13 protein-coding genes are annotated in these 15,325 nt (G+C 69.0%); 6 read left to right on the forward strand and 7 right to left on the reverse strand.

All coding sequences use genetic code 11. From position 1 onward, the window contains the following. Positions 1–2: 2 nt before the first annotated feature. On the forward strand, positions 3–233 hold the full coding sequence (locus ACFYO1_RS08245) for an acyl carrier protein (RefSeq protein WP_387228352.1): 231 nt from the start codon (positions 3–5) through the stop codon (positions 231–233). Here ACFYO1_RS08245 and ACFYO1_RS08250 read toward each other — a convergent pair. The 7 genes from ACFYO1_RS08250 to ACFYO1_RS08280 all read right to left on the reverse strand — a co-directional run bounded on the left by ACFYO1_RS08250 (position 230) and on the right by ACFYO1_RS08280 (position 8,053). Continuing rightward, the gene (locus ACFYO1_RS08250) at positions 230–1,021 is read right to left on the reverse strand and encodes an SDR family NAD(P)-dependent oxidoreductase (RefSeq protein WP_387228354.1); all 792 of its coding nucleotides are present in this window, start codon (positions 1,019–1,021) and stop codon (positions 230–232) included. The genes ACFYO1_RS08245 and ACFYO1_RS08250 overlap by 4 nt on opposite strands. An 8-nt stretch (positions 1,022–1,029) precedes the next feature. After that, positions 1,030–2,430, reverse strand: a complete 1,401-nt coding sequence (locus ACFYO1_RS08255) for an aldehyde dehydrogenase family protein (RefSeq protein ID WP_387228356.1) — start codon at positions 2,428–2,430, stop codon at positions 1,030–1,032. Continuing rightward, a complete protein-coding gene (gene aepY, locus ACFYO1_RS08260) occupies positions 2,420–3,583 on the reverse strand; it encodes a phosphonopyruvate decarboxylase (protein WP_387228357.1) in 1,164 nt (387 codons plus the stop codon). The genes ACFYO1_RS08255 and aepY overlap by 11 nt, the downstream gene beginning before the upstream one ends. Further along, positions 3,568–4,431, reverse strand: coding sequence for an isocitrate lyase/phosphoenolpyruvate mutase family protein (locus ACFYO1_RS08265; protein WP_387228359.1), 864 nt, complete (start codon positions 4,429–4,431; stop codon positions 3,568–3,570). The genes aepY and ACFYO1_RS08265 overlap by 16 nt, the downstream gene beginning before the upstream one ends. A gap of 77 nt (positions 4,432–4,508) precedes the next feature. Next, positions 4,509–5,519 (reverse strand): C-terminal binding protein, encoded by a 1,011-nt coding sequence (locus tag ACFYO1_RS08270; protein ID WP_387228362.1) that lies wholly within the window; start codon positions 5,517–5,519, stop codon positions 4,509–4,511. A gap of 31 nt (positions 5,520–5,550) precedes the next feature. Then, positions 5,551–6,867 (reverse strand): histidine kinase, encoded by a 1,317-nt coding sequence (locus ACFYO1_RS08275; protein WP_387228364.1) that lies wholly within the window; start codon positions 6,865–6,867, stop codon positions 5,551–5,553. Further along, positions 6,857–8,053, reverse strand: coding sequence for a phosphonoacetaldehyde reductase (locus tag ACFYO1_RS08280; protein ID WP_387228367.1), 1,197 nt, complete (start codon positions 8,051–8,053; stop codon positions 6,857–6,859). The genes ACFYO1_RS08275 and ACFYO1_RS08280 overlap by 11 nt, the downstream gene beginning before the upstream one ends. A 261-nt stretch (positions 8,054–8,314) precedes the next feature. Here ACFYO1_RS08280 and ACFYO1_RS08285 point away from each other — a divergent pair, with 261 nt between their 5' ends. The 5 genes from ACFYO1_RS08285 to ACFYO1_RS08305 all read left to right on the forward strand — a co-directional run bounded on the left by ACFYO1_RS08285 (position 8,315) and on the right by ACFYO1_RS08305 (position 15,290). Next, positions 8,315–9,106, forward strand: a complete 792-nt coding sequence (locus ACFYO1_RS08285) for a class I SAM-dependent methyltransferase (RefSeq protein WP_387228369.1) — start codon at positions 8,315–8,317, stop codon at positions 9,104–9,106. A gap of 57 nt (positions 9,107–9,163) precedes the next feature. Next, positions 9,164–10,366: a M20 family metallopeptidase gene (locus ACFYO1_RS08290; RefSeq protein WP_387228370.1), complete on the forward strand. Its 1,203-nt coding sequence runs from the start codon at positions 9,164–9,166 to the stop codon at positions 10,364–10,366. Further along, positions 10,363–11,751 carry a condensation domain-containing protein gene (locus tag ACFYO1_RS08295; RefSeq protein ID WP_387228371.1) on the forward strand — a complete coding sequence of 463 codons (1,389 nt, stop codon included), beginning with the start codon at positions 10,363–10,365 and terminating at the stop codon, positions 11,749–11,751. The genes ACFYO1_RS08290 and ACFYO1_RS08295 overlap by 4 nt, the downstream gene beginning before the upstream one ends. Then, positions 11,751–12,827 carry an SDR family oxidoreductase gene (locus ACFYO1_RS08300; protein WP_387228373.1) on the forward strand — a complete coding sequence of 359 codons (1,077 nt, stop codon included), beginning with the start codon at positions 11,751–11,753 and terminating at the stop codon, positions 12,825–12,827. Before ACFYO1_RS08295 ends, ACFYO1_RS08300 begins: the two co-directional genes overlap by 1 nt. A 231-nt stretch (positions 12,828–13,058) precedes the next feature. Beyond that, on the forward strand, positions 13,059–15,290 hold the full coding sequence (locus tag ACFYO1_RS08305; RefSeq protein WP_387228375.1) for a SulP family inorganic anion transporter: 2,232 nt from the start codon (positions 13,059–13,061) through the stop codon (positions 15,288–15,290). The last annotated feature ends 35 nt before the right edge of the window (positions 15,291–15,325 follow it).

Here is a 15,325-nt window from a genome sequence, read left to right on the forward strand (position 1 = left end):
TTGTGCGGGAACGTATCTGGGCCATCGTCGGGCGGGTGTGCGGCACCGGCTACACCGAACCGGCCGCCAACTTCTACGAACTGGGCGGCGACTCCCTCCTGGCCGGCGAACTGATGTCTGCGCTCCGCACGGAATTCGGCGTCGAGATCCCGATGAACCTGTTGTTCGAGGCGCCGGACATGGGGACATTCGTGAACGACGCGGTCCTGCTGGTCGATTCACCGCCCGCCTAGCGCGGCGGTTCGTAGCGCCCGTCGACGGCGGTCCATCCGCCGTCGACGGTCAGCATCGTCCCGGTGACGAAACTGGACGCGTCGGAGGCCAGAAACGCGACCGCCCCGGCGATTTCGCTCGGCTGCGCCCACCGCCCGAGCGCGCTCTTGTTCGCGTAGGCCTGCTGCCACTGCGGCACCTCGAAGATCGGATCGGTGAGCGGAGTGCGGACCACGCCCGGCGCGACCGCGTTCACCCGGACCCCGGCCGGACCGAACTCCGCGGCGGCCCCGCGGATCAGCTGGAGCAGACCGGCTTTCGTCGCCGCGTACACGGCCTGCCCCGGCTCCACGGTGATCGCCCGGATCGACGACATCCCCACGATCGAGCCGCTCCCGCGCGCCACCATGCCCCGGCCGAACGCCCGCAGCAGGTGGAACGCGCCGCGCAGATTCAGGTCGACGACGGCGTCGAATTCGTCCACCGCGTAGTCGAGCAGCCGCTTGCGGACATTGCGCCCGGTGGTGAACACGAGCACGTCCAGCTCCGGCAGCGCCGCGGCGGCCGCGTCCACGGCCGCCGCGTCCCGCACATCCAGTTGGATTGCCACCGCCAGCGGCCCGGCCAGCTTCGCGGTCTCCTCGGCCGTCGGGAGATCGATGTCGGCACACGTCACCTCGGCGCCGAGCGCCCCGACGGCGAGCGCCGATTCGCGGCCGATGCCGCTGCCCGCGCCGATCACGAGGGTGCGTTTCCCGTCGAGCCGGAACATGGCCTGGTAGTCGGGAGCAGCGGGTTCTGCGGTCATGGGTCGTCCTAACCTCGAGGTAGTGGGTAGGGCAGCGTGATGGTCTTGATGGTGCTCATCTCCCGGATCGAGTAGGGGATGCCCTCGCGGCCGATCCCGCTGGACTTCACCCCGCCGAACGGGATGTGTGGTGAGTCGAAATGTGGTCCCGCGTTGAGGTTTACGGCACCGACCCGCAGTGCGGCGGCGATCTCGGTGAATTCGGCCACGTCCGAGGTGATCACCCCGGCCTGCAATCCGTAGCGCGTGCTGTTCGCGACCCGGATCGCCGCCGCGGTGTCGGTCACCCGGATGACCGGGGCGACCGGACCGAACGTCTCCTCGACCACCAATTCGGCGTCGGCAGGCACGTTATCAAGGACGGCGGGAGTGATGAGCGGACCGCGCCGATCGCCGCCGAGCAGAAGTTTCGCGTCCGCGGCGACCGCGTCACCGATGCGTCGTTCGACGGTTTTCGCCGCTTCCTCGCTGATCAGCGGCCCGACGTCGGTGGCAGGATCGAGGGGATCCCCCGCTTGTTTGCGCCGGGTCGCCTCGGTCAGTCCCTCGACCAGGTCGTCGGCCACCGAGCCGACGACGATCACCCGCTTGATCCCTCGGCACGATTGCCCGGCGGTGGCGAAGGCGCCCTGGCCCGCCAATTGCACCGCGAGCGCGAGATCGGCGTCCGGCAACACGATCAGCGGATCGTTTCCGCCCAACTCCAGCAGGATCTTCTTGCCCGCCGCCGCCGCGGATACGGCCCGCCCGGTCTGCACGGAGCCGGTGAAGGTGACCATGTCGATGTCCGGATGCCCGGCCAGCGCCGGACCTAGCACACCGGGCTCACCCGTTGTGACGACAAGGTTTTCGGCCGGAAGTCCCGCTTCGAGCAGCATCTCGGCGAAGGCGAGGGCCGTAAGTGGTGTCTTCTCCGATGGTTTCAGCACCACCGCACAACCGGCGGCGACCGCGGGCGCCACCTTCACGACCACCTGGTTGAGCGGCCGGTTGAACGGCGTGATCGCCGCGACCAGGCCGACCGGCTCGAACTTGGTGAGCGCCAGCCGATCCTGACCCGGCACCGGAATGCTCTCCCCGCGCAACCGCTCGGTCTCGGTCGCGGCAACGACGAGGTTGGCCGCGGCTCGTTCGGTCTCCTTGCGGGTTTCGGCGATACACACGCCGGACTCCCGGGAAATCAGTTCGGCCAGTTCGCCGGATCGCTCGCGGATCAGTTCGGCGGTCCGGCCGAGGATCGCCGCCCGCTGGTCCGCGCGTAACGGCCGCCATCCGGCTCGAACGCCCTGAATCGCCTCGTCCAGCTGAGCGACGGTGTCGCGCGCGACCGTCCCGACGCTCTCGCCGTTCCACGGATTGCGCACGGTGAGTTGGCCGGACGAGGGTTGTACCGCGCCGTCACGAAACATGATCGCCTCCTGTCACGAAATCCCGGAACCGCCTTGCCACCTCGGCCGGCGAAACCGCCGGCCTGCCCAGCCCGGCGATCGAGCCCGGTCGAATCGCCAGATAGACGAACGTCGGCCCGCTCTCGACCTGCGCTACCTTGATGGCCTCGGTGAATTCGGCGAGATCCGCGCAGTCGTATACCCGGGTGTAGCCGCAGGCCCGCGCGACGGCCGGGAAGTCGACCTGTGCCGCGAGGCTCTGCTGACCGCCGGTGGAATCGTGAACCCCGTTGTCCAGCAGCACATGTATCAGGTTCGGCCCGCCGTGGGCGCCGACGGTCGCCAACGTGCCGAGCCGCATGAGCGCCGCGCCGTCGCCATCGATCACGACCACGGTCCGGCGGGCATGCCGCGCTACCCCGAGCCCGACGGCGCTCGCCGACCCCATCGCGCCGACCAGATAGAAGTGCTGCGGCCGATCGGCGATCGTGTAGAGCTCACGACTGGCCTTGCCCGTGGTCGAGACCACCGCGGCGGAATCGTCGAGCGATCCGATCAGCGACTCCAGCGCCGCCGAACGCGTTGGCGCAGTACGACTCTTGGGAGATCGGCTCACCGCCGGAGTCGCCGCGCCGGGAAGCGACGGCTCCTCGAGCTTCTGCGCGGCCATCACCCCATCGCGCAGAATGAACGCGAAAGGCTGCTGCTCCCGGTCCATTTCGGCCCAGCCGCCGGTCAGACACGCGTCGACCGCCGCAGGCTCGGCGGGTATCACCGCATGACCCACCCGCATCAGCTCCAACAGTCCGGGCATGATCGCCCCCATCAGCTCGTGCTGCGGCTCGTCCGGGCGCCCCGGTTCCCCACGCCAACTGATGATCAGCGGCACCGGAATTCGGCCGGGATAGGTGAGCGAGGTCAGCGGATTGACCATATTGCCGAGCCCCGAGTTCTGCCCCATGACGCACGCCGTGGTACCGGCCAGCCAGCACCCCGCGGCGATCGCCACCGCCTCACCCTCGTGCGTGACCGGCAGATACCCCGCCGCCGAACCGGACGCCACCCGGTTGATGATCGGCGTCAGATACGAGCACGGCACCCCGACCACGTCGACCACGCCACGCGCGATCAGCCCGCCGAGCAGATCGTCGGCGTCGATCACGAATCCGCCCACTTCCGCGCCAGTTCGAGATAGTGCGCCTCGTCGGCTTCGAGCTCCGGATATCCCATGAGCGCGAACACCTCCGCGAGCGGGGCGATGGTCGGCTCCACCGCGGCCGCGCTGTCGAGCAGTAGCGCCCGGCACACCTGCCGCATCGCGGCCACCGCGGCACGCATTGCCTGATTCGCCCAGATCACCGCGGCGATGCCGAGTTCGGCGAAGGTTTCCCGGCGGACCGTGTGATAGGTCGTCGGCGCGATCACCAGCGGCAGCCGCGCCGCCCATTCGTGGGTGAACTCGGCGATCTCGTCGATGGTCTGCTTGCGCGAGTGAATGAAGATGGCATCGGCGCCGGCCTGCCGATACGCCTCGGCCCGGCGCAGGGCCTCGGCCAGCCCGGCCCCGGCGATCAGCGCCTCGGTCCGGGCGACGAGCACGAACTCGGCGCCGACCCGGTCCCGGCAGGCCGCGATCTTGGCGCACATGTCACCGATCGGCGCCAGCGGGTGACTGTCGCCGAAGTAGGAGTTCATCTTCGGAAAGACCTTGTCCTCCATGGAGATCCCGGCCGCGCCGATCTGCTCGGCGCGGGCGGCGAAGCGCCGGGCGGTGTTGAAGTTGCCGTAGCCGGTGTCGCCGTCGACGAGGACCGGCAGGCCGCCGTCGACCACCCGCGCGGCGAGGTCGAGGAGCTCGCCCCAGGACACCTCGTCGCTGTCCCGGGCGCCCAGGGCGGTCGACATACAGAGTCCGGATGCCCAGAGGCCGGTGAATCCGGCGTCGGCCGCGATGCGGGCGCTGAGGCCGTCATGCGCGCCCATCAGGTATGTCGGTTCGGGCTCGGCGAGTAGCCCGCGCAACCGCGTTCCGGCGGAAAACTCGGTCGGTGATCCCGTCTGAACGGGGAAGTTCTCTATCACGCGTACTGCCTCTCGGATCAAGTCACTCTGCCTGCGGCGGGCGGTGGACCGCCGGCCAGGACACTGGCGACGCCCTCGGCGACCCGGCGCCGGCAGCTGCGTTCGGATTCGATCGAGAGGAACGCGCGGTGTGCGGACACCACCACGTCCTCCCGGGTGAGCAGCTTGCGGGCGGTCGGATCGTCATTGGGGTCCTCGGGCGTGAACACGTCCGAGCCGAAGCCGCCGAGCCGGCCGGATTCGAGCGCTTCGAGGACGGCGACCGGGTCGACCAGCCGGCCTCTGGCGGTGTTGACCAGCAACGCACCCGGCCGGACGTCGGCGAGGGCGGCGGCGTCGACGAGCCGGTCCGTCTCGCCGGTCAGGGCCGCGTGGATCACGACCGCGTCCGCGGCGCCGAACAGTTCGGCCAAATCCGTTGCGGCGGTGACGCCGTAACCCGCCATGAGATCGGCCGAGACGTAGGGGTCGTAGGCGATGATCGTCCGGTAGAACGCCTGTAGTTTGCGCGCGGTCGCCCGGCCGATGCGGCCGAATCCGATGATGCCCGCGGTACAGGCCGATACTCGCCGTGGCACCCCGCCCGCGTGGATGTTCCACTGGCCGGCCTTGACCAGGCGGTCCTGGGTGCAGACCTTGCGTTCCAGCGCGAGCAGCAGGGCCAGCGTATGGGTGCTGACCTCGTCGACGCAGTAGTCGGGGACGTTGAACGAGATGATCCCGGTTCCGTCGAGCAGCGGTGCGTTCAGGTTGTCGATGCCGACGCCGCTGCGGGCGATCACCCGGCAGGTCGGCCCGATCGCCTCGAGGAGTTCCGGGGTCACCTGGCAGCGATAGATCACCAGGGCGTCGGCGCCACGGACATGGTCGTGAAAGTCGTTACCCTGCAACCGGTATCGACCGTCGAACAGGCCCAAGCGCAGATCGATGCCGGTGCCGAACACCGAGCGTTCGATGTCGGCGCGGGCGAGGTCCGGCTGGCCCTGTTCGTTCAGTGCCCAGGCGGGATCGGTGTAGACGACGCGCAATCTTGTCTCCCGTTGTGACGCAGAGTGTTTCTCAAGAGTCGTAACCCCAGCCGCGACGGTCGCGGCGGCCGCGCCGCACAGTCGACGCCGCGGCATAGGTATTGGTGAGCTCGTACAGGTCGAGGTAGCCGAGATGCCGGCCGGAACCGAGCTTGATCAACGCGCCGTCGCCGGACCATCGATGGGTCACGAACGGCGCGACCCAGGCCGACGCGTCGACCTCCAGCTTCGAATGTCGTTCCCGCCCTGCGGCATCGGTCCAGTGCAGCGTGGGCGACCCGGCGGTCACCAGGTAGTGGGACTCGGCCGGTTCGCGGAGGTCCGTGCCGGCCTGACCGGCCACGAGCAGGAAGAGCCCGGTGAGATCGGGCAGATGCGGGGCGGACGCCAGCGAGCTGACGGTGTAACCCCGGAAGTCACGAATTTCCTTGCGGCACTCCGCGATGTCCTTGAAGGTCTTGCCCACGGCGTCGTGTCTGGTCGCCGGGCGGAGCAGCAGCCGGTAGTCGAAGCCGAGAGTTGTGCCCAGGTCCCGCAGTAGCTCGAGCCGACCCTCGTCGAGTGCCGCGATCAGGTCGCTCGCCCGTTTACCCAGTGCTTCGGCGGCCGATTCGAGCGTGTGCCCGCGGCGGGCCAGCAGCAGGGTCGCCACCTGCTGCGGCGCCGGGCTTTCGTCGAGCCAGCCGAGCAAGGCGTTCGCGGCGGGATCGGACCAGTCGTTGAAGTCTTCGATGAGCCCGGCGAGGGAGGATTGACCGGTGTAGGAAACGATGCGCGCCGAGGCGGCCGAGGCCAGTGAGTAGGTGTGCGGGCAATAGGACGGTTCGACATAGGAGTCGCCGACGATCCACCTGTCCTCGTCCGGATTGGCGCTGATCACCTGCCAGGTCGCCGCGCCGAGTTCCGCGCCCCACCGTCCGTGGATATCGCCGGGTCCGAGATTGATGGTGATGGCGGGTTCCAGGTGCCCATTGTTCAAGGCGGGTAATCGATCCGCCGGGCAGAGGATGTCGAGAATGACCGGTGCGACCGCGCCCTGCGGCGCCGCCATTGTGTAGTAGTTGTAGAAATGAATGCCGTCGCGCTGAATGGGCCGCCGGGTATCGCGCAGTTCCTCGGCCGTGCGGACCAGCACGGTCAGGTCGGAGCGACCGCTGGCGACCAGCTGCTCGGGAGTGATCTCGAGTGCCCGGGCCAGCGCGCCGGCGATCTCGTCCGGGCATTCGTCGCTGACCGACAGCAGTTTCTCGACCTGCTCGTGGTCCAGGCCGACGGCTTCGGCGACCTGGCCGGTCGTCATCTTCCGGGTGTTCAGCCAGTGCATGAGCTTGTAATTGTCAACGCGCATAGTCTCTCTCCGCGGTCCCGGCCAACAGGCGTGACAGGCCCTCGCCGTCGACGCGGCGCGGATTGTTTCCCGCGCGGTCGTAAGCGAGTGCCTCGGTGGCGATCCGAGTTGCCTCGTGGCGAAGATCGGGGGCCGGCGGTAATGCGGGCGATCGCACCAGCGCCTCGATCTTCCGGGCCAGCTCGTCGACGGTGCGGACACCGGCCGCCCGCACCACCTGGGCGATCGCGCCGCGCACCCGATCGGCGCCGCGCGGGTCGGCGCAGTCGTCGCCGACGAGTGCGTTGTAGCGCAGCACCGACGCCAGCGTGAGCCCGCAGGCATGGCCGTGGCTCAGCCCGTAGCGCAGCGTCAGCGGGTACGAGAGCGCATGGCACACAGTGGTTCCCGCGATGGCGATCGCGCGCCCGGCGAAGTGCCCGGCGAGCAGGGCCGCGTGCCGTTGCGCCGAGCCCAAGTCCGCGTGCGGCTCGTCGAGCAATTCGGCCAGCAGGGACCACGCGGTCGCGCCCAGCCATTCGGACCGCTCGTCGGCCCGGATCGACCAGGCGCCCTCCAGGCCCTGCGCGAGGGTGTCCAGCAGGCAGCTGATCAGATGGGCTTCCGGAAGCCCGACGAGCAGATCGGGGTCGAGAATCGCGGTCGCCGGCTGGAGCGCGGACCCGCGCAGGGAGAGCTTGCGGCCTTGGTCGCGATGCCAGATGGTGGCGAACGGGGTCGCTTCCGCGCCGGTCCCCGGTGTCGTCGGCAGGGCGATGATCGGCGGTACGCCCTCGGCGCCCGCTTCTTCCGCACACGTCCGCACCACCAACTGGGGAGTGGGATCGGGGCTGACCGACAGGGCCGCAGCGGCTTTGCCCGCGTCCATGATGCTGCCGCCGCCGACCGTGACCACCACGTCGGCGCGATGGGCGCGCACGTCGTGCGCGAGCCGCGCCACGGATTCGGGTGTGGGCAAACCGGATTGGGTCACCAGGTGCAACGGGAACGTCCGCAATGCCGTCAGCAGCGGTTCGGACCAGCCGCGGACCGCGAAGCCACTGCCCGCGATCACCAGCACGCGCGGGACCCTCGTCCGGGCGGCGGCGGCCACGACGTCGGCGGCGACCTCGGCGGCGCGCATTCCGACGATCGTGCGCGGCGAGTCGAGCAACAGGGTGCTGACCCGGGCCTGGGCGGCGTCCATCGACCACCTGCCTCCAATGAACGACGAGATCTACCGCAGGGCACCGAGATACGGACTCCGGCAACATCTCGGGCACCGCCGGCCGGTCGCCGTGGCGACCACGAACCGGGCAGTCCCGATGATGTCCCCCCGGTGTACGGACGCGGCTTTTTGCGTGAATACACGGTACCGTAGGGCGGTTGAATATCGGCGAATATCCGAGTTCGCCGTCCCACCAGTTCCGTGACATCGCCGGAACTCACGCCGCCGAAGGTGCGACAGATGACCGATGGCTACCGCGAGCAGGTTTCCCGAAACCAGTTGAGATTCGCGACAATTGCGCAGGCGTACGCGGGCGGGCAGGCGCGCCGCCTCGACGTGGAACTGCTGGCCCAGATGATCCGCCCGCTGACCTTCGAATGCGCCCTCGATGTCGCCACCGGGACCGCCGCCGCGGCGGCCGTGGTCGCCGACGTGGGTGTGCGGGCGAAGGTCGTCGGCGTCGACTCGTCGGTGCAGATGCTCGAACAGGCGCGCGCCCGCGACGGGGTCAACGGTGTGCGCCTGGTGGTCGCCATGGTCGAGGAACTGCCGTTCGCGGACCGCACTTTCGATCTCGTCCTGTGTACCCGCGCGCTGCACCACGTCAGGCGTCCCGACCTCGTCGTCGCCGAGATGGCGCGAGTGGTCCGGCCGGGCGGGCACGTCATCATCGCGGACAACGTCACCGGCCTGTCCGGCGCCGCACACACCAGGTTCGAGGATCTACAGCGCCTGCGCGACCCGGGACACGCGTGCACGCTCACCGAGCGCCAGCTCATCGACCTGCTGCTGGACAACTCGCTCGACATCGTCGAAGGCCATCGCACCACCAGTTTCCGGCCGCTGGACGAGTGGCTCGACGACGGCGGCGCGGGCGCGCGGGAGGCGGCCGAGATCCGGCGCCAGTTGCCGGCGTTCGGGCAGATGGCCGACGACGGCTCCTTCGGCACCACCGTTGTGGTCGAGTCGGGCGAGGTCACCGGACTGCGGCAGGCGATGTCGTGGATCAAGACACAACGGACCCGGATCTGACCCGGAGACACCGGCCGCGCCGTAGCATGGACCAACCTGACTTCTGGGGGTCACACCGTGGACATCGCTTCGCTGGATGCCGGAATCGTCGAGCCGGAACTCATCGAGTTCACACAGCAGCTCGTACGGACCCATGCCTTACACGAGGAAGGCCGCGGCGAGCGTGCCGTAGCCGCCTACCTGCTCGCCAAGATCGAGGAATGGGGTTGGCGCGCTGAACTTTTCGACGCCGACGGCCGCCCGAATATCGTGGTGACGCTGACCGGCGGCGGTGGTGCCGGCCCGACGCTGGCCTTCGAGGGTCACCTGGATGTGGTGACCGAGGGCGACCCCGATCAGTGGACCGTGGACCCGTACGGCGGCGAGATCCGCGACGGAAAGCTCTACGGGCGCGGTTCCGCCGACATGAAATCCGGTGTCGCGGCGATGCTTTACGGCGCACGGGCGGTGCAGCAGGCCGGTCCGTTCCCCGGCCGGATCCGGCTGCTCCTGCTGTGCGACGAAGAAGGCATGATGACCGGCGCCAAAGCGGCGGTGGCCCAGGGCTTCGTCCGCGACGTCGACGGGGTGATCTGCTGTGAGCCGGAAGGCGATGAGGTGTGCCCGATCTCGAAGGGCGCGATCCGGGTGCGGGTGGAGTTCACCGGGGTGATGAGCCACGGCGCGATGCCGCTGCAGGGCCGGAACACGTTGCCCGCCATGGCCAGGGTGGTGCTCGGCCTGGAGGCGCTCGAGCGCAAGCTGATCGAGGAGGCGGGTACCACGCCGGCGCTCGGCGCACCGTCGATCACCCCGACCGTGGCGCAGGCCGGAACCGCGGATCAGATGAACGTGATCTGCGGGACGAGCGCGCTGTACCTGGATGTGCGCACCGTCCCCGGGGTGGATCACGAGATGTTGCTCAAGCGGATCGGGGAGTGTGTCGACACCGCCGCCCGCGAGTGCGAGATCGGCTGCGCGATCACCGTGATCGACGACCGGCCATGGGTCGAAACCGGTTCGGACACTCCACTTGTCACGTCGGTGGTCGGCGCGCACGAACTGGTCAACGGCGTCCGTCCGGTACTCGGCGGCGTGCCCGGCACCACCGACGGCACCATCCTGACCCACTTCGGCAACGTCCCGAGCGTGGTGTACGGACCGGGGGACAAGTGGATCGCGCACAAGGCCGACGAGTACGTGGAAGTGCGCGACCTCAAGCGCTATGCCTTGGCCTATGCCGTTGCCGCGCAGCTGTTTCTCCATCAAGGCGCGCAATGAGCCCGACGGAATCGATCGAGCGGCTGCCCTTGACGCCGGGGCAGCATCTGCTGGACTTCCTCGAATCGATCCGCCCCGGCGGAGCGGCGGAGGCGTTCAACATCTCCTTCCGGCTCACCATCGACGGTGTGCTGGACCGGAATCGGCTGTTCGCGGCGATCGCCCGGACCGTCGAACGGCACGACGCGCTGCGCACGGCCATCGTGCGTGGCCGCGGCATGGACGAACAGGTCGTCGGCTCCGGCATCGAACCCGAGACGACGGTCGAGCGGGTCCGCGCCGCGTCCTGGGACGCACCGGAGATCGCGGGAAAGCTGGTCGAGCACAACAACTCTCCCTTCGATCTCGCCCGCCCGCCGCTGCTCCGCGTGCTGCTGCTCGAACGCGAATCCGATCGGCGGCTACTGCAGGTGACGGTGCACCACAGCGTCGCCGACGCGTGGTCGCTGGAAGTGCTGAAACGGGATATCGGACGGTTCTATCGCGCCGCCGCCGGACTGGAACCGACACCGGAACCGCCGGCGGTGCGCTATGGCCGGCTCGTGCTCGACGAACTGGCCGCGCTGGAGACCCCGGAGGCGGACGCGGCCCGCGCGTTCTGGCCGGAATACCTCGGCTCCCTGGACATTCTGCAGATCGCCGCGCAGGCCTCGCCCGACGACCGGGCGATCACCTGCCGCGGCGATCGCCGATGGGAGCCCGCGGAACTCGCCGCGGTGCGCGGCCTGTCCGGAAAGCTGCGCGCGACACCGTTCATGGTGATCGCCGCGGCGTACGGCTTCGTCCTCGGCCAGCTCAGCGGCTCCGCCGCGTACCTCATGCCGACCTTCAGTCACGGTCGCCGGGATCCGCGGTTCCACGAGTCGGTGGCGATGCTGTTCAACCCGTTCATGGTCGCGTTCCGCTGGTCGCCGGAGCTGTCGTTCGCCGATCTGGTCGCGTCGTTCAAGCAGAACTGCCTGTCGGCCTACCGATTTCAGTGGTATCCCTTCATCGAGGTGCTGGAGGACTGCCCGGACCTGTCCGTCGCACTGATCGATCCGCACAGCGCCCTGTTCCCGGTGCAGATGCTGAACGTGCCGAAGGCGTCGGTGGGGGAGGGATTGTTCGGACCCGACTGCGTCGCCGCGGAGCACGCGCTGCGCGGGACCTCGGTGGGCAACGTGCTGCCGATCGACGGCATGCTCACGATCAAGGGAACCCAGGCGGCGATGGCGATGACTTTCAATGCGGCACAGCGCTTGTGGAACGACGAACTGGCCGCCGCCATGTGCGCGAGCGTGGTCGACCTGTGCGTCGAGGCCGCCCGCGACCCCGGCGTCGCCCTGCATCGGCTGTCCGGCGCCGTCGACCGCCGCTTCGACCGCGATATGTGGAGCGTCTGATGGGGCATTCGAGAATGGCCGTGGTGGACGGCGCGAACGGCTACGTGGCCAGCAATACGATCTGCGCGATGCTCGACCGCGGCATCCGGGTGAAAGCGCTGGCCAGGGGTGCGCGGACGCGAGTGCCCGAGGCGCTGGCATCCGCGACGATCGTCGACGGCCAGACCCCGCCCGACCTCACCGGGCTCGAGACCTACGACTGCGAACTGACCCAGGAACACCTGGGCGTCAACGACTTCGAAGCGGCCGCGATCTTCTCCGAGCCCTGCGATTTCTGGCATTTCGCTGCCGCGGTGGACCTTTCGCCCAATCGGCCCGCGCTGCTCCAGGAGGTCAACACCCGCGGAACCGAGCGGGCGCTGCGACTGTTCGTCGAACACAGCCGGCCGGGCTCCAGGTTCTTCCTGATCAGCACCGCCTACGTCGGCGGCGTATCGGACACGCCCAGCGCGGAAATCTGGCTGCCGCCCACCAGCACCACGCAGTATCGAACGGTCTACGAGGCGACCAAATGCGGCGGCGAGCTGGTCTTGCGCGATTTCATCCACGAGCACGGCGTCGACGGTGCCGTGTTCCGCCTGGGCCAGGTGGTCGGTTCGGCCAAAACCGCCCACACCACTTCGGATTTCGGCATCTACAACTTCATGTCGAACATGAAACGGGTCATCCGCCGCTTTCCCGGTGGCGACGCGGCCGTGCAGGTAGCCGAGGGGGCGACGCTCAACCTGGTCCCGATCGACACGACGGTGGAGTGGTTGCTGGGACTCGCCGAGGCCGAGCAGCTGCCGCAGATCGTCAACCTGACCGACCGAATCGGCGTTCCCGCGGACGAGACGGTCCGCATGATCGGCGCCGGCCTCGGCATGACCCTGCGTCCCGTCGCCCCGGGCGAATGGGACGACGGCAAGCTCACCGCGCTGGACCGGGCGGTCGCCACCCGCATGGCCTACACCGGTAAGTACCTGCTGGAACGGATCGAGTTCGACCGCAGCAACCTCGAGTCGGTGCTCACCGTCCCGGACGAGGCCTGCGATCTCGGTCTGCTCGAACGCCTGATCGCGTGGTACCTGAAGTAGACGACCCTTGCCGGCAGGCAGTGATATAGATCACAATTCGGTGACGGTTGCACCGATTTCACCTGAAACCTTTCCAAATGCTTTGCGAAGTCTTTACTATTAGCCAGACCTTCGCGTCAACCGGGTCGCCGCTCTCGAGCGGTTGAGCTACGCCCGCCGCTCGCTTTCGATGCCAGTACATGTTCCACCGATGAACCGGGACGGCTCACGTCCGCTCGGCGAAGGAGAAATATGTCCACCGACACCGATTCCGCACCACGGACGTCGCTGCGCCACTTCGCTTTACCCGAACGCCTGGCCGGTATCGGCCGTCACGATCTGCCCGCCTCGATCGTGGTTTTCCTGGTCGCGCTGCCCCTGTCGCTCGGCGTCGCGGTCGCCTCCGGCGCGCCCGTCGCCGCCGGCCTGATCGCCGCGGTGGCCGGCGGCGTGGTCGCGGGGCTGGTCGGCGGGTCGGCGGTGCAGGTGACCGGCCCGACCGCGAGCCTCACCGTGGTCGTCGCCGCGAGCGTGCACCAATTCGGCTGGGCCGCGACGTGTTTCATCACCGTCTGCGCCGGCGCCGTACAGATCCTGTTCGGGCTGAGCCGGATCGCGCGCGGTGCGCTGGCGATCGCCCCCGTGGTGGTGCATGGCCTGCTGGCCGGGATCGGCGTGATCATCGCGCTGCAACAGGTGCATGTGCTGCTCGGCGGCACGTCGCAGAGCTCCTCGTTCGACAGCCTCGTCCAGTTGCCACGTCAGCTGATGTCGGTGCATCGCGGCGACCTGCTGATCGGTCTCGTGGTGATCGTCATCCTGATCGCCTGGAAGTTCCTGCCGCGCCGGGTCCGCGCGGTGCCGGGACCGCTAGTCGCGGTGGTGATCGCGACGGTGCTGTCGCTGGCGCTGCCGACCCACGTCGAGCGGCTGGTGCTGAACGGCTCGCCGCTCGACTCGATCGGGCTGCCCTCGATTCCGGCCGGCGGCTGGACCGCGATCGTGATCACCGTGGTGACCATCGCGCTGATCGGCAGCGTGGAGACCCTGCTCTCCGCGGTCGCGGTGGACAAGCTGCGCCCGGGGACCTCGACCGACCTCGATCGCGAACTGATCGGTCAGGGCTCGGCCAACATGGTCTCGGGCCTGCTCGGCGGCCTGCCGGTGGCGGCGGTGATCGTGCGCAGCATCACCAACGCGCAGGCGGGCGCGCGGTCCAAGGCGTCGACCATCATGCACGGTATCTGGGTGCTGCTGTTCGCGGTGGCACTGGCCGGTCTGGTGCAGCAGATCCCGAAGGCGGCGCTGGCCGGGCTGCTCATCCTGATCGGCGTGCAGCTGGTGAAGCTGGCGCACATCCGGCTCGCCCGGCGCACCGGCGATCTGTACGTCTATGTCGCGACCGTGTTGAGCGTGGTGTTCCTGAACCTGTTGGTGGGCATGGTGATCGGGCTCGCGCTGTCGTTCGCGCTGCTGCTGTGGCGGGTGGTCCGGGTGACCATCACCGCCGAACCGGTCGCGAGCGCACGGCGCTGGGTGGTGTCCATCGACGGCACCTGCACCTTCCTCGCGCTGCCCCGGCTGTCCGCGGAACTGGCGAAAGTTCCTGCGGGCGTGGCGGTCACGATGGAGATGACGGTCGATTTCCTCGATCACGCGTCCTACGAGCGGATCACCGAATGGGCGGCGCACCACGAATCCGAAGGCGGCACCGTCGAATTCGTGGAGATCGGCAGCGCGCGGATGGCCCGTGCGATGGCAGGCCCGCCGGAGCGGGGACACTCCAGGCAGGTTCTCGACCAGGCGATCGGCCCGTGGCGGCGCACCGGCATCCGGGAGGACCCGATCGCGGCGGGCATCGCCGCCTACCACCGCAGCCACGCGCACCTGATGCGTCCGCACCTGGACGGCCTGCGGCACCGGCCCGACGCCGATTCGTTCTTCCTGACCTGCGCCGACGCCCGCATCGTGCCGAACGTCATCACCAACAGCGGGCCCGGCGACCTGTTCACCGTCCGCAACGTGGGCAATCTGGTCCCCACCGCGGGCGGCGACGTGTCGGTCGAGGCCGCGCTGATCTACGCGCTGGAAAAGCTGGACGTGCGCGCGGTCGTGGTGTGCGGCCACTCCGGCTGCGGCGCGATGGAGGCGCTCTACCGCGAGGTGCGGACCGGCCCGGGTCTGGGCGACTGGCTGGCCCACGCGCGACCCAGCCTCGACCGGTTCCGGCTCGGGCACCCGGTCGCCGCGGCCGCCGCGCTGGCCGGCTTCGGCGAGGTGGACCAGCTGGGCATGGTGAATGTGGCGCTGCAATTGGAGACCCTGCACGCGCACCCGGCGGTGCGGCAGGGGATCGAGGAGCGGGGCGTCGCGGTGTCCGGGCTGTTCTTCGACATCGCCACGGCCAGGGTGATCGAGGTGACCGTGGACGGCATCGCGGAATTCGACGACGAGGGCCGCCGTGTCGCCGCAGAGCCGGTTTAACCGCCGCGACGGTCCCCGGCGCGTCGGCGCCGCGA

Origin of the sequence: Nocardia sp. NPDC006044, assembly GCF_042871115.1 — a bacterium.
GTDB lineage: Bacteria > Actinomycetota > Actinomycetes > Mycobacteriales > Mycobacteriaceae > Nocardia.

Excerpts from the sequence above, each read along its gene's own strand:
- ACFYO1_RS08250 (WP_387228354.1), bottom strand. The coding sequence starts at position 1,021 with ATGACCGCAGAACCCGCTGCTCCCGACTACCAGGCCATGTTCCGGCTC.
- ACFYO1_RS08255 (WP_387228356.1), bottom strand. The coding sequence starts at position 2,430 with ATGTTTCGTGACGGCGCGGTACAACCCTCGTCCGGCCAACTCACCGTG.
- ACFYO1_RS08275 (WP_387228364.1), bottom strand. The coding sequence starts at position 6,867 with ATGCGCGTTGACAATTACAAGCTCATGCACTGGCTGAACACCCGGAAG.
- ACFYO1_RS08280 (WP_387228367.1), bottom strand. The coding sequence starts at position 8,053 with ATGGACGCCGCCCAGGCCCGGGTCAGCACCCTGTTGCTCGACTCGCCG.
- ACFYO1_RS08285 (WP_387228369.1), top strand. The coding sequence starts at position 8,315 with ATGACCGATGGCTACCGCGAGCAGGTTTCCCGAAACCAGTTGAGATTC.
- ACFYO1_RS08295 (WP_387228371.1), top strand. The coding sequence starts at position 10,363 with ATGAGCCCGACGGAATCGATCGAGCGGCTGCCCTTGACGCCGGGGCAG.
- ACFYO1_RS08300 (WP_387228373.1), top strand. The coding sequence starts at position 11,751 with ATGGGGCATTCGAGAATGGCCGTGGTGGACGGCGCGAACGGCTACGTG.
- ACFYO1_RS08305 (WP_387228375.1), top strand. The coding sequence starts at position 13,059 with ATGTCCACCGACACCGATTCCGCACCACGGACGTCGCTGCGCCACTTC.